The sequence below is a fragment of the Thalassospira sp. genome (assembly GCF_048059015.1).
GTDB lineage: Bacteria > Pseudomonadota > Alphaproteobacteria > Rhodospirillales > Thalassospiraceae > Thalassospira.
Genome location: NZ_JBLLNT010000013.1, coordinates 90,469 through 108,995 on the forward strand (window position 1 = coordinate 90,469; position 18,527 = coordinate 108,995).

Here is an 18,527-nt window from a genome sequence, read left to right on the forward strand (position 1 = left end):
TCAGGCTCCCTGCCCGGCAATGCTGGTTTGAACTGCGGCGATTACCCGTTCAGTCACTGTTTCAACATCGCCATTGGCATCAATGACGCGGCAGCGTGATGCTTCGGTTGTGGCGATTTCCTTAAACCCGTCGCGAAGGCGCTGATGGAATTCAAGACCCATGCGCTCAAAACGGTCTTCGGCGGCACTGACATTGGCAAAACGTGCACCTGCACGTTCCAACCCCACCTCAATCGGTAGATCGAAGATCAGCGTAAGCGTTGGCTTAAAGTCGCCAATGGCCAGGTTCCAAAGATTGCGGATGTAGTCCGCGCCAAGACCATGACCATAGCCCTGATATGCAACGGAAGAATCAGCAAAACGGTCACAAAGGACAACTTTTCCGTCCGCCAATGCCGGGCGAATGGTGCGTTCAACATGATCACGGCGCGATGCAAACATCAAAAGGGCTTCGGTGACCGCATCCCAACGTCCGGGATCACCGGTCAAAAGCAGATTGCGGATTTCCTCAGCGCCCGGTGAACCGCCAGGTTCACGGGTGACAACAACGTCACGGCCATTATCGCGAAACCATTTCTCAAGACGCCTGATCTGGGTGGATTTGCCACTTCCCTCGCCGCCTTCAAAGCTGATAAACAAACCGGGTTTCGATGTCACCCGTTTGCCCCCCAGAGCAAGTATTTGATGGCAGCACCAATGCGGCCGACAAAGCCAAGACGGCCGACATCATGGGCCGCATAAAGCGGGAATTCGATGGCTTCCTGATCTGGAACTTCAACCTTCAAGGTTGCGACCTGATCACCCTGTGCGATCGGTGCCGGGATTGGACCTTCGTAAACAACCGATACCTTCATGTCGTTGCTTGCACTGCGCGGCAGGGTCAGAAGGATGTCCTTGTCCGCAACCAGATCGACTTTGGTTTCAGCACCAAGCCAAACGTTGGCTGCACTGACAGTTTCGCCTTTTGTGAACAGGTCGTAATTGTCGAACTCACGGAAACCCCAATCCAGGAGTTTTTGTGATTCCGTTCTGCGTTCACGAACAGAATCCAGACCATTCACAACGATGATCAAACGACGACCATCACGTTCAGCTGATGCTGTAAGGCCATAGCCCGCCGCTTCCGTATGACCGGTTTTCAGGCCATCAACACCAGCACTCGTCCCCAAAAGCGGATTGCGGTTCGGCTGGCGGATCCCGTTATAGGTAAACTCTTTGACGGAATAGAGCTCATAAAGTTCCGGGAAGTTGCGGATCGTGTCACGTGCCAGAATCGCAAGATCGTGGACAGTCACAAGATGCCCTTCGGCAGGCCAGCCGGTTGCATTTTTAAAGACCGACTTGGTCATACCGATCGCACGCGCCTCTTCGGTCATCTCATCGGCAAACGCTTCTTCTGTGCCGGCAAGACCTTCTGCGACGACAATGGCGGCGTCGTTACCCGATTGAACGATAATACCGTGCAACAGGTCTGAAACCGAGACGTTGGAGTTTACCTCAACAAACATCTTCGACCCGCCCTTACGCCAGGCTTTCTCGCTGACGTGGAAGGTGTCATCCATGGAAACGCTTCCGTCTTTCAGATGCTTGAACAGCATATGGACGGTCATCATTTTCGTCATGGATGCCGGTTCGGTGAGTTTGTCGCCTTCTTTATCCAGAAGAACCGTACCGGTATCAAAATCCATAATGAATGCTTCGCGCGCATTGGTTTCAATTGCCTGCGCGCTGGTCATCGACATTGCCAAGACGGACCCAAATATTGCGGCCCCGGCCACTACCCGGTTCAGACTATTTTTGAACGGAATTGGCGGCATCAAAGTCATGGCATCCTAACCCTGTTTAAATAAATGTATTTCCACCGATGTTCGGCGTATCTGCACTGTTGCTTATGTCGCAAATTCGGCAAAATTGTGCAACAGCACGTCGTTTCTAAAAGCAAATCAGGTGATCAGCAACCAGATGTCGCAGAACCACCATCAGCACATTCAACCACAACTTTCGCGCCGTTCTGACCAGTTGCGATAACGCGCTCAAGCAAGATGTCCGCTTCAGGAACTGTGTTTAGTGGACCAAGTCGTACGCGGTAAAACGTCGTTCCTTTGACATCGATCGGTTCGATCTTGGCCGGTGCCAAATCATAGAGCCGATTGCGCAGATTTAACGCGTTATCATAAATCGAAAAAGCACCAGCTTGCACATAGATCGATGAAGAAACAGGCGCGACTTGAACAACAGATGCTTCTTCGATCGTTCCTTCCAGCGGTGTGGATGTAACCGAAGCAGTCTGAGCCGATGGCGGCGTCAGTTTGACTTTTGACGTGGTTGGCTCACCGCTCTCGGTAATAGGTCCGTCATCAAGGCGAACTGTTTCGACCACATCACGCGGTGCTGCTGTCACGGTATTTTGTTCGGCCACAGTTACTTGCGGGGCGGCTTTTCCTTGGGCGATAGCAGCAATCTGACGGCTTTCCAATTCGACGATTTCGACCATCACTTTGGCCGTGCCCTTTTTCTCAAACCCCAACAGTTGGGCCGCACGGCGCGACATATCAATGATACGGCCATGGGCGAAAGGTCCGCGGTCATTGACACGCACCTTAAGCGATTTCCCGTTTTCAAGGTTGGTCACGCGGACAATGCTTGGCAGCGGAAGGGTACGGTGGGCTGCAGAAATTTCGTACTGATCGAATATCTCACCATTGGCGGTTTTTTTGCCGTGGAATTTCGGCCCGTACCAGGAAGCAATCCCGGTTTCGTTATATTCATAATCGACTGCCGGATAATACCACTGACCGGCAATCTCATAGGGATTGCCAATCTTGTAGTTACCGATTTGGGTGGGCTGTGTTTGTGCGCCACCAATTCGTTTGACACCATGAACAGCAAGTTGCGTTTCCGCACAGCCGGCCAGCAGCATGCCAAGCGTAACGATAGCCACGCCGATGCGGCTTTTCTTACGCAGCTGTGCAAACGCACTTTTTCCGATTTTGGGCATCAAGGTGTCCCCGCTTAAAGATGCTCTGTCTTATCTGGCGCGGGGTATAGGCCCCTCACCCAATCACTTCAATTATTGACCGGCAATTGCATCAGCCAGTGTGCCGACCGCAATCGCGAAATAGGTGGACCGGTTCCAATGCATGATGGTGTGGAAGTTGTTATAAACCATATAAGCCGGACCTTCACCGTCATTTACTGTAACAATTGACGCGTTCATATCGGCCTGCGGCAGGTCAGTATCATTTGGCATACGTACACCAAGCTCCTGCCACTCGGAGATCGATTTGCGAATGTCGCGGCCTTCCAATGCCTTATCGAAATCTTTCGGGATTCTGACCTTACGGCCCCAACGCTCGTCACCTTTCCAGCCGACGGTCGACAGATAGTTTGCAGCAGATGCAAATACGTCTTCCTTCGCACCCCAAAGGTCGATTTTGCCATCGCCATTTCCATCACGCGCATAGTTCAGGAAGGTTGACGGCATAAATTGCGCTTGGCCCATCGCACCGGCCCAGGAACCAGACATATCTTCGGCTGCAATATGACCGGCATCAATGATGGTCAAAGCGTTCATCAGCTCTTTGCGGAAATATTCGGCACGGCGACCTTCGAAGGCCAAGGTAGCAAGCGAATCAACAACCGAATACCCACCCGTGTGGCGACCAAATCCGGTTTCAATCCCCCAAAACGCCGTCAGATAGTGGCCAGGTACGCCGTATTTCTTCGCTGCAGCATCAATCACCGCGCGGTTTTCAGCGTATTTCTTGCGGCCTTCATTAATGCGCGACTGCGGAACGACGCGCTGAATATATTGTTCAAATGTCAGTTTGAATTCCGGCTGACTACGGTCGTATTCGATGACTTTCGGGATCGGCTTGGTATTGGCAAAGGCAACCTCAAGCGTAGGCTGAGAAATGCCCTTTTCAGCAGCTTCCTTTTTGAAAGCCACCAACCATTCTTCGAAGCCTTCTGTGGTGAATTCTGGAAGTTTTTCATCCGTCTGTGCAAAGGCAGGAGCGTTTGCACTCATCACGGCAATTACAGACGCAGCAGTCAGCAGTTTCCAGAATTTCATCAAAAGCCTCATCCACGATATCAGTTTTCAGTTACCTCGGCGCTTGGTCCGGGAAACCATTCATCCGTTCGCCCGGTCCAGTAATAGGCGGTCAAACCAACCCATTCGCGCAGACCGCGCCCTAGAGATTTGATACCGCTTGAGACGTTAAGACTTGTTAAATGGATCTCATCTGAAGTGAATCTGCCGACCGGGTACGGAATTACATTCCAGCCAGCTTTGCGAAAAACGCCTACCGCGCGCGGCATATGTTCTGCAGAAGTCACTAGCAACCAAGGCTTTTTCACAAATTCCGGCCAATTTCCATAAATCATTTCAAGTGAATTTAGCGCATTCTCATGTGTGTTTCGTGCGTGAACTTCAAAATACATATTGTCTGTTAGCATCGCCAAATCGTTAAGCCACGATTGCAGCACCGCAGCTTCGCTAAATCCTCTGTCAGTAAGTACCCCGTCGCCACCTGTGAAAATGACAGGTCGTTCCGGATACTGGTTGGCAAGTTGCAGCATGGTGAAAACCCTGTCCGGAGCGCTGGGAAACTGTACCTCTCCCCGCGTTAGATAGGCACGAGGATCAAGGCTCCCCGACAAGGTCACCACACCAACAAACTCAGTGTCACTTAAGTCTGGCTTGTCAAAGCGCCTCTCTAGTTCACGAGATAAAAATGTTCCGACCGGCACAATAGTGATCAAGACAGACAGAACTGTGACGCAGAGGATTCCTTTGACAGCAAAACGCCGAGTGCTGTTCAGCAGCAAAAGTAAAATTAGAACTGTCAATATGATCCCATGCATCATTCCGGTATTGATCAGATGACCGACAGTTTTTGATAGAAAATAAAACACTTGTTATGGACCCAGAGGTTGCTCGCGCTGTAGTTGCTGGTACCATACTGAAATCACATTATTTAACCAGCTTTTGATGCAAAGTTGGATTGGCCTATTGACAGGGCCGCGCACCCAATTTATTGAAAGCGCCCAGAGCAGAAAGCTCCAACCATATTTGCGGAGAGGTGGCAGAGTGGTTGAATGCAACGGTCTTGAAAACCGTCGTGCCTTTACGGGTACCGTGGGTTCGAATCCCACCCTCTCCGCCATTCATTTCCCAGACATTTCTGAACACAGCGATTTGACGCAGCGCAAAGACATTGCAGCGTGAATGTTGTTTATTGTTTGCATTCAAAAAATGATGTCAAAAAGGTTTCTGGAATGAGTGAGTTGCCCGCCTGTCCGAAATGTCAGTCGCCCTACGCCTACGAAGATGGCGAGCTTCTGATTTGCCCGGAATGCGCCCATGAATGGTCGGCGTCTGCAGATGCAGGCTCAGAGAATGTCGTTCGCGATTCCAATGGCACACCACTTGCCGACGGCGACACGGTAAGTGTGATCAAGGATCTTAAGGTCAAAGGATCCTCGGCAGTTGTAAAGGTCGGGACCAAAGTCAAAGGCATTCGCCTGGTTGATGGCGACCATGACATTGATTGCAAAATTCCAGGCATCGGTCAGATGGGCTTGAAGTCTGAATTCGTGAAGAAAGTGGCCGAGTAACTGCTTAAGCAGAATAGGCTACCCAAAAGAAAAAGCGCACCAAACTCTGGTGCGCTTTTTTTGTTATGCATCTTTCGATCACGCTGTTTAGTCAGCGCTGCCGGTTCGGAACGTTGCACCCGGCTTTGGCTTGATCACGCGTTGAACAAACCAGATTGCTCCTGCCATCCCGACGCCGATCAGATCGGTAATCAGGCCACCAGAAATCATGAACAGAGCCGCAACGATCAACGCAATGCGGAGGAACCAGACCGCGTCACGACCAAGGAACCAGCCCTGAACACCAGCCGACAGCAGGAACACGCCGACAACAGCGGTGACAAACGCCTGACCGATCTGAATGTAAGTTCCATCCATCAGGATTGCAGCGTTATAGAAGAACATGAACGGCACGATGAAGGCCGCAATGCCGATCTTGAACGATGCAACAGATGTTTCCATCGGGTTGGCTCCGGAAATACCCGCCGCAGCATAGGATGCCAACGCAACAGGCGGTGTAATCGCCGAAACAACCGCAAAGTAGAACACGAAGAAGTGTGCTGTAAGCGGTTCAATTCCAAGCTCAATCAGGCCCGGTGCAACCACAGACGCTGCAACAGCATAAGCTGCGGTCGTCGGCATTCCCATACCAAGCAGGATGGCAATCAACATGGCAAAGACCAGTGCGAGCAGCTGGGATGCTTCTGCAAGGCCAAGCAGCAAGTTGGAGAAACGTGCACCGACGCCGGTCAGGGCAATCACGCCAACAATGATACCCGCACAAGCACAGACCGCGATGATCTGGATCGACATACCGCCCGCCAATTCAAAGGCCTTGACCACGGAGCGAACACCGACACGATGCGGGGTTAGCCAACTGACAACTACGGCCGCAACCGTTGCCAACGTACCAGCACGGATGACGGAATAGCCCATAAATAGCGCGATAATCAGGATGATGATCGGCAGGAACAGGAAGACCTGTTTGACCATGGTGTTAAAGCGCGGCAGCTCGTCTTCTTTCATGCCACGCATGCCAAGCTTGGCCGCTTCGAAATCGACCATGAAATAGATCGACACGAAATAAAGGATCGCCGGGATCACGGCCGCAATCGCGATATCGGTATATGGAATACCGGTGATCTCAGCCATGATGAAGGCCCCTGCCCCCATAATCGGCGGCATGATCTGGCCGCCGGTCGAAGCAGCGGCTTCAATCGCACCGGCTGTTTTCTTGTGATAACCAACCTTCTTCATCAAAGGGATCGTGAGCGAACCGGTCGCCACAACGTTACCCGCCGAGGTGCCATTGATCATACCCATCAAGCCAGAAGCAAAGATCGCAACCTTTGCCGGGCCACCACGCGCACGCCCCGCCACCGAGAAGGCAAAGTTCACGAAATAATCGCCAACCTTGGATGCCTGCAGGAAGGCGGCGAAGATGATGAAGAGAATGATGTAGGTCGAGGAAACAGCAGTCGTCGGGCCGAGAATACCTGCATCGGTATAAACCTGACTAAAGAAGCGCTGCCAGGTAATGGCTGGCGACTGCAGGAAGCCCGGAAGGAATTCACCAACGAAGACATAGACCAGAAAGATCGTTGCGATAATCACAAGCGCAAGACCAGCGACACGGCGGGTCAACTCCATGATCAACAGCGTGCCGGAAATAGCCGCAATCGAAATACCAATCGGCGCAAACGGCGTACCGGTCGAGTTGCGCATCAAAGTGCCATAGATCGTGATCAGATAGATCGCAACAGCCAGCCCGCAAACAGCCAGCACAAAATCAGGTGCGGAATATTTGTCGCGGGTGGTCTTGTTTGCCCATGACAGCACAATGCCGCCAACGGTTGCCACCATCAATGGTGCCCCGAAGACCCAAGTTTCGTTGAACTTGATGCGGGCATCAATGCCGTTCCACATCACGCCATCAGCAATCTCGAAATAGAAGCTGATCGCGGTACCAACAGCCACGAATGCCGGAACCAAAAGCGCATAGGCCAGATAGTTCAGCATCGGAGTTTGTGATGATTGGTCATCGACAAACTTGTTGGCAGAATACCAAAGGAAACCAAGAGCAAGCGCACCTGCCACGTGAACGATACGGAAGTTCCATGTTTCCATCGGGAAATCTGGCAGGAAACCGAGATTGACCAGACCACCGGTCATACCCGAAAGCGAGACACCATTAAGGGCCAACATATGAAAAGCCGCGTAAATCGCGGCAGAAATGGTAATAAAAGCAAGGCCCCGTCCCTCAAAAAGACGGCGGTTATTTTCAACCGGCTCATCATCAACGCCATCGGCGATGAGATGTTCGTCTTCCACTTTGTTTGGTTCGGTCATCAGGTTTCCCCACACTCTTTGTTCAATTGTTCTTAGCTAGCTTCTTTGTGGCGATAGAGTCAAAGCGGGCCACCAAGATTGGTAGCCCGCCCTGCGGCATTCATTCGGACAGAATTAGTGGATCATGTCCGCCGGAATGGATGCGCCATTTTCGTTGAACCACTTGGCAGCGCCCGGGTGCCATTTCATGACCTTGTTCTTGTTCCAGTTTGCCGGAACGGTCGAACGGGCTGCACGGTGGATGGAAACCATACGATCGTTGTCAGACATGACGACGTCGGTTGCTGCGTAAACAAAGCTTTCCGGAAGGTCGCAGTTTGCAATCGCAAAGTTCCACATCGAGACCGAACGCGCCGGTTCGGTCAGCGTGGTATAGGTGTCAGCAGCGATATCAAATTCGGATACCGGGAAGGCATCCATGATTTTCGTCTGCTCTTCTGCGGTGAATTCGATGATGTTCACATCGGTCTGAACTTCGAGCTGGCTAACCGCCGGAACCGGTACGCCTGCTGCGAACGCGATCACGTCAAGAAGGCCGTCCTGAAGCTGACCGCCAAGGTCAGACCAGCCGCCGTTACGACGTTCGAAATCAACGCCGAGTTCTTCAAGCATACGCGGGAAGTAGGTGTCGGAAGTCGAGCCAGCCGGACCGAAACCGATTTTTGCACCTGCCGGAATGTCTGCAACGGATGCGATGCCAGATGAAGACAGAGCCGTGATCGAGAACGGCGTCTGGTACATCGGGAACATTGCGCAAGCATTGGTCATCTGTACGCCCGGTGCAATCGGGTTGGTACCAGCAAGCGATTCAGCTGCCGGGCCCATGGTGGTCATGCCAAATGCAGCTTCACCGGTGTGAACCAGTGCCATGTTCTGCATCGGACCGCCGGTGACTTCGCCGCCACCGGAAACACCAAGTTCTTCAGCAACAAGGTTGGCCCAGCCTGAGCCATAAGCGAAATAGGTGCCGCCCTGAGAGGCGGTGCCGACAGTGAAACTCTCCGGCCAACCGGTGCGATCCTGAGCAACGGCAGCGGTGCTCCCAAAAGCGAACGCGACCGCCATCCCTGCAAATAAAGCGCGTTTCATTTATTTCCTCCGTTAATCGGTATTTGTGCGACGTTATTGATACGACGTTGCCCCCAAAGGAGTTCACATATGGGGAACCACAAGGTTGAAGGCAATATGTCTTATTATCAATAACTAATTCGGCTCTGATGCATAGTGATGTCGATCTCTGTACGTGTTCGACTTTGGTCGAATACGGGCCAATTTGGTGCTGTCACCTTTCTATAATCGCATCTTCTAAATTAAATGAATCCCCCTCTTCTCAACCGCTTGTAATACCAAACGAACAACCCAATCTGACCCTTAATCAGACTGTTGTTGGAGGGGGATTGGATGTCGTTAAATATCGGTAGTCGAATACTGCTTGCGGCTGCAATGATCGTCGTTGCCACCTTTGTGGCGTTTATTCTTTATTTTGACTATCAGCAACGAACGTCGATCCAAAGCGCTCTGCAATCGAAGTTGACCGAAAGTGGATCGCTGGCAACAGCGGGGATTTCCAACTGGCTTGATGGTCGCCGTCTGCTTGTCGAAAGCCTTGCCAACAACATCGCCCGTGATAGCTCGCCAGATACTGTGAGCGAGATCGCCAGCGGCGAAGCACTTGTTAAATCATTTATTTATTCGTATTTTGGAAGTGCCGAGGGCGTGATGACGATGTATCCGCCCGACGAGCTGCCGCCAGGATATGACCCCCGCCAACGTCCTTGGTACGGTGATGCCGTGGCAATTGGCGACAGCACACTTACCGAACCCTATACAGATGCTTCTACCGGTCAGTTGATTGTAACTGCCACCACACCGGTTTTTGATGGCTCTAAACTTTTGGGCGTTGTTGGTGGCGATATTGATATTGGGATCCTTGGCGACTTGGTCCGCAGTATCGATCTGGGTGGTATCGGCTATGGGTTCCTGGTGAATGACCAAGGCACGATCCTTATTCACCCAAACAAGGACTTCACCCTTAAACCGATTGCCGAAGTTTTCCCGAATGACACGCCTTCTGTTGCAGAAGGCATGGACAACGTCCTTAACGGCACGGGCGAGCAGCTTTTCACCTTCTTCCGGGTTGAAGGCCTGCCATCGGTTAACTGGTATCTTGGTTTCGCATTGGATCGCGAAGCTGCTTACGCGTCGCTCAGCGAGTTTAGATATACAGCGATCATCACAGCTATCATTGCGGTTCTGGCGATCATGGGCCTGATGGGCATCCTTGTTCGGACATGGGTTTCCACACCCGTGCTCAGCATGACATCCGCCATGACCCGTCTGGCGAATGGCGAGAAGAACGTGGACGTACCAGGTACTGAACTCAAAGACGAGATTGGTGCAATGGCCGCAGCCGTACTTGTCTTTAAAAACAACGCCGCGGAAGTTGATCGATTGGCCCGTGAGAACGAGGAAGCAACAAAGCGTTCAGCAAAGGAACGCAAACGCGCCCTTGATCAAATGGCCGATAACTTTGAGCAAAGCGTTCTATCGATCGTGGAAACTGTTGCCGATGCGGCGGAAAAAACCCAATCGGTTGCAACACAGCTTTCTGCCAACGCCGAAAATCTACGGCGCGTGCTGCAGCCGTGTCCAATGCGGCCAACATAACCACTGAAAACGTTCAGGCGGTTGCATCCGCAACAGAAGAATTATCCGCAGCCATCCGCGAGATTGGTGCGCAGGTCACCCAATCGATTGATGTCGCAACGGAGGCTGTCGAAGGTGTCAACAACACCACAACGACTGTGACGGAGCTTGCAGAGGCCGCCGAGCGTATCGGCAAGGTCGTTGGTCTTATTCAGGATATTGCAGGTCAGACCAACCTTTTGGCGCTGAATGCTACGATCGAGGCGGCCCGTGCCGGTGATGCGGGCAAAGGCTTTGCAGTGGTGGCCGGTGAGGTCAAATCACTTGCCAACCAGACCGATAAGGCAACCGGCGACATCCAGACGCAGGTCGATGGTATTCAAGGGTCCTCTACCCGCTCCGTTTCGGAAATTGAGTCCATCTCGGCTACGATCGAACGCATCAATGAATTCTGTAATGCGATTGCGGCAGCGGTTGAGCAACAAGGCGCAGCAACGCGCGAAATTGCTGACAGCGTCCAACGTGCCGCATCCGGTACGCAAGAAGTATCACAGAACGTTTCGGCCGTCTCACATGCGTCGAACATGGTGAGCGAGGAGGCAAACTCCTTGCTGAATTCATCACGTGAAATGCGTCAGCTTGCTCAACGCCTTCGCGAAGAAGTTCTTGGCTTCCTGAAATCGGTCCGTGACAACGAATAAGACTGTCTTCGAGTTCTAGCACATCACACCGTCAGTTTGGGTTTGTTCCCGCTGGCGGTGTTTTGTTGTTAGCTGTCCCCGATTTTCGGCTCAAGGGAGTCTTCACTTGGCTGGAACGAAGCCCCACCCGAAGGTCATTATCGATTACCCAAAAAATCATCGTAGTTTTTTATTGCGTAAAATCCCTTACTGCTGCACGATTTGTGCGATGCGGTTGCCAATCGAGACCGATAACCAATTGAAACCGCTGTTTTCTTCATAAAACTGCAAAAAATCAGTGGAAATGCTCTCGTTGGACAGGCAATTATTGACGGAATGAGAGGCGCTTTGGCGTGTCTTGTGGGGGAGCACCTGATTTTGGTGCTAAGACGAACGAAAAATTTGGACTCTCAAACAGGGGAATTTTTAACTCGATATGAGCAAAAACATACCCGCCCTACAGGTCGAAGGGATGATCAAAAGCTTTGGGGACCACGAGGTTCTTAAAGGCATTGACCTTACGGCCAATACCGGGGACGTAATTTCGATTATTGGCTCGTCTGGTTCGGGCAAAAGTACATTTCTTCGCTGCATCAACCTGCTTGAAACCCCGAATGCGGGGAAAGTCCAAGTTCATGGCGAACTTATTCGCATGAAAACCCTTAAGGACGGATCGCAGGAAGCCGCGGATAAAAAACAGCTCCAGCGTATTCGTACCAAACTTGCCATGGTGTTTCAGAGCTTCAACCTCTGGAGTCATCTGACCATTTTGGAAAACGTGATCGAAGCACCGGTTCATGTTCTTGGCGTTCCCAAGAAAGAAGCAATCGAACGTGCCGATGCGCTTTTGCAAAAAGTCGGCATGTATGAGCGACGCGATTACTATCCGGGACATGTTTCCGGTGGTCAGCAGCAGCGTGCAGCAATTGCACGTGCGCTTGCGATTGAGCCGGAAGTTCTTCTGTTCGATGAACCGACATCTGCACTTGATCCCGAACTGGTCGGTGAAGTGCTTAAGGTTATGACAGATTTGGCCGAAGAAGGCCGCACGATGCTGGTCGTTACCCATGAAATGGGTTTCGCAAAGGGGGTATCCAGCCACGTGATGTATTTGCATCAGGGACGCGTCGAGGAATTCGGCAATCCGACTGATGTATTTGAGAATCCAAAATCAGAACGCATGAAGCAATTCCTGCAGCGTGACTTTTGATTTGGGCAGGTCAAGGCATGGTGTGTCTTGACCGTCAGAATGGAAGCAATGAATTGCGCGCCATTCCAATTTACAAGGGAGAGTTTGAATGAAAAACTGGATTAAGGTTGCATCTGCCGCTGCTGTCGGCCTTGCACTGAGCGCAACCGCAGCAAGTGCTGCTTGGGAGAAAGTCGTTGTTGCAACCGAGGGCGCGTACCCTCCGTTCAACATGATGGACGAAAACGGTAAGCTGATCGGCTTTGACGTTGATTTCGCAACCAAGCTTTGCGAAACCGCAAAAGTCGAGTGCGAAATCGTTGCTCAGGATTGGGATGGTATGATCCCGGGTCTTCTGGCCAAAAAATATGATGCAATCATCGCCCAGATGTCGATCACCGAAGAGCGTAAGCGCTCCATCGACTTCTCCAACTACTACAGCAACACTCCGGCTGTTTTCGTTGGTAAAGACGGCATGAGCATCGAAGCGTACAAAGATGGCGAAGTCGTCGAAGACGCTCTTGATGGCATGGTTGTCGGCGTACAGCGTTCGACCACGCACGCAAACTTCCTGGAAGATAACTTCCCGGGCATCGAAATCCGCATGTATGGCACCCAGGACGAAGCTCTGCTTGACCTGACCGCTGGCCGCGTTGACGCGACCCTTGCTGATTCCGGTACCCTCGAAGATTGGCTGAAGTCTGACGAAGGCAAAGGCTATGGCTTCGTTTCCAACCAGTTCGCTCCGAGCCAGTGGTTCGGCGACGGCGCTGGCATCGGTATCCGTAAAGAAGACCAGGACCTGAAGGAAATCTTCAACAAGGCTCTGGCGGAAATGCTTGCTAACGGTTCTTACGCAGAACTGAACAAAAAGTACTTCCCGACGATCAATCTGCATCCGAATTGATCTGTCAGACGTTTCCGGGGCGGCATTAATGTGCCGCCCCACCCTTATTGTTGTTCGGGTCTTCTAATCAGGGGCTTGAAGCGCGTTCAGCATCAAGGAAAGCTGGAGATACCATGCTCGATTTATACGGCCGCGGCTGGCAGATGCTCGAAGGGGGACTGGTTACAGTTCAGCTTTGCCTGACCGTTTTGCCATTCATGATTATCATTGGTTTGTTGGGTGCTTCAGCCAAGCTGTCGCGCTATCGCACGCTTCGCGTGATCGGGGAAAGTTACACCGTCCTTATTCGCGGTATCCCTGAACTTCTTGTTATTTTGTTGATTTATTTCGGCGGCACGATTGCCGTTCAGAACATAGCCGAATTGATTTCCGGCGAAGAAACCCGCGTTGATATTCCGGCCTTCTGGTCCGGTGTTGCGGCACTTGCACTTGTTCAGGGTGCGTTTGCATCCGAAGTCTTCCGTGCTGCCATGCAGTCCATCCCGATCGGTCAGATCGAAGCTGCGACCGCATGTGGCATGACGCCGATGCAGATTTTCATGCGCATCAAATTGCCGCAGCTGTGGCGTTTCGCACTGCCCGGTCTTAACAACCTGTTCCAGGTCCTGATCAAGGACACCGCGCTTATTTCCGTGGTCGGTGTTGAAGAGATCATGCGTAAGGCCGCGATTGGTGCGGGAACGGAAAAAGCACCGTTTACGTTCTATCTCGTTGCGATGCTGATGTTCCTTTCATTTACAACGGTTTCGTTGCTTGTCTTCAATCATCTTGAGAAGCGGGCTGCCCGCGGCATAGCGAGGGCGTAACCGATGTTTGAAGATCTGATATACGTTCTTGGCAAATACGACACATGGCTATGGCGCGGCTTTCTTTTGACGGCCGAGTTGCTTGTCATCTCGGTGACATTTGGAACATTGCTCGCCATTCCGTTGGCTGTTGCCCGCGTTTCAAAGAAAGTCTGGATCCAGGCACTTCCATTTGCCTTCATCTATGTTTTCCGCGGCACGCCCCTGATCGGGCAGCTGTTCATGATGTATTATGGCGTCGGACAGCTGATCGCGAATATCGATGGCATTCAGGATCACTGGAGCTGGGAATATCTGCGGAATCCCTATTGGTATTGCCTGCTGACCTTTGTTTTGAACACCGCGGCCTATGTTGCTGAAATCATGCGTGGTGGCATTCAGAACGTACCAAATGGCGAACTTGAAGCCGCGCGTGCCTGCGGGATGTCATCAGCAACCACCTATCGTCGCATCATCTTCCCGCGGATGTGGCAGATGATCTGGCCGGCATATACCAACGATGTGATCTTTACGCTTAAGGCAACATCGCTTGCATCCACCGTCACCATGATGGAACTGACAGGTGCTGCGCGTAAGATCGTGGCGCGAACCGCCCTTCCCTATGAAGCCTTTATCTCGGCCGGTGTGATCTATTTGATCATCGTCTACACGCTGACATTTGGCTTTAAGGGTGTTGAGCGATATCTGCGCCGCAATGAACGCCGTAAAGATAAACAAGCTGGTGCAGCCAAAGCTGCCTCTGCCTGATTAGAAGACATTAAAACCCGGCCTTTGGAGACGAATAGCTTTGGTATCGCGCCAACCGCTATTTTGATCCGGCCGGGTTCTTTGCCCCACACGCCACCATTTTCCAGGATATCGAAATGCAAGAAGAACGCATTGAACTCATTCGCCCGCAGATGGGAACTTCCCGCGCCTTGACCGTTCGTCGTTACGGCAAAGCCGGCAGCGGACCAAAGGCCTATTTCCAGGCCGCCCTTCATGCCGATGAACTGCCCGGTGTTATTACCCTGCATCATCTTGAAGCGTTGCTGAAAGAGGCCGAAGACAAAGGTGAAATCACCGGTGAAATCGTCGTGGTGCCTTTTGCCAACCCGATCGGCTTTACCCAGTATGTCGATATGAAGCCGCTTGGCCGCTTTGAGATGCGCAGCGGTCAGAACTTCAACCGTCATTACCCGGATCTGAGCGAAGCGTTGATTAAGGCCGTTGCAGGCAAGCTTGGTCAGGATGCCGATGAGAACGTAACGCTGATCCGCGCAGAACTGCGTCGCCTGATCACGGAACACCGCAACGAAGTCAGCCCGCTAACCGATCTTCAGGACCTGCGACTGACCTTGGCGGAACTTGCGATCGATGCAGATTACGTTCTTGATCTGCATTGCGACTGGGAAGCGCCGATGCATCTTTACATCAGCGATCACAATTGGCCGGATGCAGCAGATCTTTCGGCACAGATCGGTTCAGAATGCAGCCTGATTGCCGAAATCAGTGGGGACAACCCGTTTGATGAAGCATTCAGCCGCCCATGGGTCGAACTGCGCCGCGCGCTAGGCGACAAGTTTCCAATCCCGATGGCAACGCTTGCGACCACGATTGAGCTTCGTGGAGATCGCGATGTGTATGATGAATACGCCATTCCCGATGCTGCCAACATGTTCAAATTCCTGCAGCGCCGTGGCTTGATTGCTGGTGACCCCGGCCCGTTGCCAGAGGCGAAATGCGATGCAACCCCGCTATCGGGTGTTGATCGGGTTATGGCCCCGCATGGTGGCATGGTTGTGTTTTCCGCAAACGCCGGTGACAAGGTCAAAGCCGGTCAGGAACTGGGTTATGTTCTTGATTGTGAAACCGGTCAGAAAACACCGTTCTCAAGCCGTACGGATGGCGTTTTGTATTCCCGGATTGGCATTCGCCTGATCGTTCCGGGTGGCAATGTTTGCTCTGTTGCCGGTGATGCGCCTTTGCCGGGCCGTGAAGGTCAGCTTCTGCTGTCGAAATAACATCAAAACGGGTACTTTTCCCTGTTCTGATTGAAACTGTGTTTTGGGACGGATTGATTGATTGCCGGGGCAAGGTTGGATACCTTCATGGCGATGGATTGATCCGTCTTTATCTTTTCGGTCGGATGCGTTTATAACCCCGACCTTCATCGTCATTGGGACCGCTTGTTTTCGATGATGACGCTTAACCGACTAACCGCGCTTCGCGCGTTGCAAGGATGTTCCGATGTTCGACCCTAAAACTGTTTCTGACGTAATTGCCGCAGCAAAAGCAAAGGCTGTTGCAGACGCTGATACTGCACTTCGTGCCATTTCCGTTCTTGACCTTACCAGTCTGAACGATGATGACACGCCAGAGGTCATCGAAGCCCTTTGCAAACGCGCGCAAACGCCGGTTGGCAATACGGCTGCTGTTTGCGTCTATGCGCCGTTTATCGAAACGTCATGGCGTGCACTTGGCCAGTCTGGTGTTAAGACCGCAACGGTCGTTAACTTCCCGGCTGGTGGCACCAATGCACAGCGCGTCGGTGATGAAACCGCAGACTGTGTTTCCAAGGGTGCTGACGAAGTTGATCTGGTCTTCCCGTATAAGGCCTTCATCGAAGGAGATAGCGCAATTGCTGCTGATGTTGTGGATGCCACTCGCATGGCATGTGGTTCAATGACCACGATGAAGGTCATTCTTGAAAGCGGCGAATTTGACGACCTGACCAAGGTTTACGAAGCCGCCCGCCTTGCGGTCAAACATGGCGCGAACTTTGTCAAAACCTCAACCGGCAAGGTTCCGGTCGGTGCAACACCAGAAGCAGCTGTTGCCATGTTGACCGCCATTCGTGATGCACGCGACGAAGACGGTATCGATGCCGGTTTCAAGGCATCGGGCGGGGTAAAAACCACTGATGACGTGGCCCTTTATATCGCGATTGCCGATCACATTATGGGTGATGGCTGGGCTAAGCCGGAAACCTTCCGTTTCGGGGCAAGTGGCGTTCTGACCGCCCTTCTTGAAACATGTGGTGCAAAACCGGGTGACGCGCCGGCTCCGACTGGCAACTACTAAGAATAATGACTATCTGCGAGACAGAACACTCGCACGATCAGGTTTGAAGGAAGACATCAATGGCACGTGCCATCATCATCGTGGCAGACAGTTTTGGGATCGGTTCCGCACCGGACGCATCGAAATTTGGCGATCAGGGATCCGATACACTTGGTCATATCGCCGAATATTGTGCCAAGGGACTTGCTGATAGCGATCAGCGAAGCGGTCCGCTGAATGTGCCAAACATGGTTGCATTGGGTCTTGGCGAAGCCGCCAAGGACGTAACCGGACGTGTACCGCCGGGACTTGATCATGGTGGTGCGATGATTGGCGCCTTTGGCCATGCCAAGGAACTGTCGCGCGGCAAGGACACCCCAAGCGGTCACTGGGAAATTGCCGGTGTACCTGTTGATTTTGATTGGGGTTATTTCCCGCTAACCGTTCCGACCTTCCCGGCCGAGCTGACTGATGAGCTGATCAAACAGGCAAACCTTCCGGGCATTCTTGGCAACTGCCATGCGTCCGGTACAACCATCATTGCCGAACTGGGTGAAGAGCACATCAAAACCGGTATGCCGATTTGCTACACATCGGCAGACAGCGTGTTTCAGATTGCTGCCCATGAAGAACATTTCGGCCTGGATCGCCTGTATGAAGTTTGTGAAATCGCCTTCAAATTGGTTGAGCCTTACAATATCGGCCGCGTAATTGCCCGTCCGTTTATCGGTGAAACGCCAGCGGATTTCAAACGCACGTCAAATCGTCGTGACATTGCCGTTCCGCCGCATAAACCGACTCTTCTTGACCAATTCAGCAATACCGGTGGTACCGTGATTTCTGTTGGCAAGATTGCCGATATCTATGCCCATCGTGGCATTGCCAAAAAGGTAAAGGCGTCGGGCAATATGGCGCTGTTTGACGCCATGATGACCGAAATCGCAACGGCACCCGATAACAGCATTGTGTTCACCAACCTGGTGGACTTCGACATGGAATTCGGTCACCGTCGTGACGTTCCGGGCTATGCCAACGCGCTTGAAGAGTTCGATAAACGTATTCCGGAACTTCGTGCTGCATTGAAACCGGGTGATCTTGTGATCATTACCGCCGATCATGGGTGTGACCCGACCTGGCGTGGCAATGATCATACCCGCGAGTTCGTGCCGATTATGGCATTTGGTCCTGCAATCGCCCCCGGCCCGTTCGGAATGCGCGATACCTTTGCCGATATCGGACAGACCGTGGCAGATCATCTTGGCATTCCGCCGCTTGCAGCGGGTACGTCATTCTTGAACGGATAAGCT

At 52.2% G+C, this 18,527-nt stretch carries 15 protein-coding genes, 1 tRNA gene and 1 pseudogene; 10 read left to right on the forward strand and 7 right to left on the reverse strand.

What is annotated here, in order from left to right; genetic code table 11:
- The 5 genes from tmk to ACMZ66_RS17160 all read right to left on the reverse strand — a co-directional run bounded on the left by tmk (nt 1) and on the right by ACMZ66_RS17160 (nt 4,920).
- The gene (tmk, locus tag ACMZ66_RS17140) at nt 1-657 is read right to left on the reverse strand and encodes a dTMP kinase (protein ID WP_416938984.1); all 657 of its coding nucleotides are present in this window, start codon (nt 655-657) and stop codon (nt 1-3) included.
- A complete protein-coding gene (locus ACMZ66_RS17145) occupies nt 654-1,742 on the reverse strand; it encodes a D-alanyl-D-alanine carboxypeptidase family protein (protein WP_416938986.1) in 1,089 nt (362 codons plus the stop codon). Before ACMZ66_RS17145 ends, tmk begins: the two co-directional genes overlap by 4 nt.
- Before the next feature lie 209 nt (nt 1,743-1,951).
- On the reverse strand, nt 1,952-2,998 hold the full coding sequence (locus ACMZ66_RS17150) for a septal ring lytic transglycosylase RlpA family protein (protein WP_416938988.1): 1,047 nt from the start codon (nt 2,996-2,998) through the stop codon (nt 1,952-1,954).
- A 72-nt stretch (nt 2,999-3,070) separates the two neighbouring features.
- On the reverse strand, nt 3,071-4,075 hold the full coding sequence (locus tag ACMZ66_RS17155) for a lytic murein transglycosylase (protein WP_416938989.1): 1,005 nt from the start codon (nt 4,073-4,075) through the stop codon (nt 3,071-3,073).
- A 20-nt stretch (nt 4,076-4,095) separates the two neighbouring features.
- Complete coding sequence (locus ACMZ66_RS17160; protein ID WP_416938991.1) at nt 4,096-4,920, reverse strand: YdcF family protein; 825 nt, start codon at nt 4,918-4,920, stop codon at nt 4,096-4,098.
- 161 nt (nt 4,921-5,081) lie between these two features.
- Between ACMZ66_RS17160 and ACMZ66_RS17165 the strand changes: the two genes are divergently transcribed.
- Together ACMZ66_RS17165 and ACMZ66_RS17170 are read left to right on the forward strand one after the other, a co-directional pair.
- Nucleotides 5,082-5,171, forward strand: a tRNA-Ser gene (locus tag ACMZ66_RS17165).
- 112 nt (nt 5,172-5,283) lie between these two features.
- A complete protein-coding gene (locus ACMZ66_RS17170; protein WP_416938993.1) occupies nt 5,284-5,622 on the forward strand; it encodes a zinc ribbon domain-containing protein YjdM in 339 nt (112 codons plus the stop codon).
- Between the two features lie 87 nt (nt 5,623-5,709).
- On the opposite strand, the gene ACMZ66_RS17175 is transcribed toward ACMZ66_RS17170, so the two are convergent.
- Nucleotides 5,710-7,950, reverse strand: a complete 2,241-nt coding sequence (locus ACMZ66_RS17175) for a TRAP transporter permease (protein ID WP_416938995.1) — start codon at nt 7,948-7,950, stop codon at nt 5,710-5,712.
- Nucleotides 7,951-8,064: 114 nt separating this feature from the next.
- On the reverse strand, nt 8,065-9,039 hold the full coding sequence (locus tag ACMZ66_RS17180; RefSeq protein WP_416938997.1) for a TAXI family TRAP transporter solute-binding subunit: 975 nt from the start codon (nt 9,037-9,039) through the stop codon (nt 8,065-8,067).
- A gap of 312 nt (nt 9,040-9,351) precedes the next feature.
- On the opposite strand from ACMZ66_RS17180, the pseudogene ACMZ66_RS17185 reads away from it, so the two are divergent.
- From ACMZ66_RS17185 to ACMZ66_RS17220, 8 genes and pseudogenes are all read left to right on the forward strand, one after another.
- Nucleotides 9,352-11,297: pseudogene (locus ACMZ66_RS17185) on the forward strand (methyl-accepting chemotaxis protein).
- A gap of 427 nt (nt 11,298-11,724) precedes the next feature.
- A complete protein-coding gene (locus ACMZ66_RS17190) occupies nt 11,725-12,486 on the forward strand; it encodes an ABC transporter ATP-binding protein (protein WP_416939188.1) in 762 nt (253 codons plus the stop codon).
- Nucleotides 12,487-12,574: 88 nt separating this feature from the next.
- On the forward strand, nt 12,575-13,372 hold the full coding sequence (locus ACMZ66_RS17195; RefSeq protein WP_416938998.1) for a transporter substrate-binding domain-containing protein: 798 nt from the start codon (nt 12,575-12,577) through the stop codon (nt 13,370-13,372).
- Nucleotides 13,373-13,485: 113 nt separating this feature from the next.
- Nucleotides 13,486-14,178, forward strand: coding sequence for an ABC transporter permease (locus ACMZ66_RS17200; RefSeq protein WP_416938999.1), 693 nt, complete (start codon nt 13,486-13,488; stop codon nt 14,176-14,178).
- A 3-nt stretch (nt 14,179-14,181) separates the two neighbouring features.
- Entirely contained in the window at nt 14,182-14,925 is a 744-nt protein-coding gene (locus ACMZ66_RS17205; protein WP_416939001.1) for an ABC transporter permease, read from the forward strand.
- A 116-nt stretch (nt 14,926-15,041) separates the two neighbouring features.
- Entirely contained in the window at nt 15,042-16,181 is a 1,140-nt protein-coding gene (locus tag ACMZ66_RS17210) for a succinylglutamate desuccinylase/aspartoacylase family protein (RefSeq protein WP_416939003.1), read from the forward strand.
- 226 nt (nt 16,182-16,407) lie between these two features.
- Nucleotides 16,408-17,241 (forward strand): deoxyribose-phosphate aldolase, encoded by an 834-nt coding sequence (gene deoC / locus ACMZ66_RS17215; protein WP_416939005.1) that lies wholly within the window; start codon nt 16,408-16,410, stop codon nt 17,239-17,241.
- 59 nt (nt 17,242-17,300) lie between these two features.
- A complete protein-coding gene (locus tag ACMZ66_RS17220; protein WP_416939007.1) occupies nt 17,301-18,524 on the forward strand; it encodes a phosphopentomutase in 1,224 nt (407 codons plus the stop codon).
- The last annotated feature ends 3 nt before the right edge of the window (nt 18,525-18,527 follow it).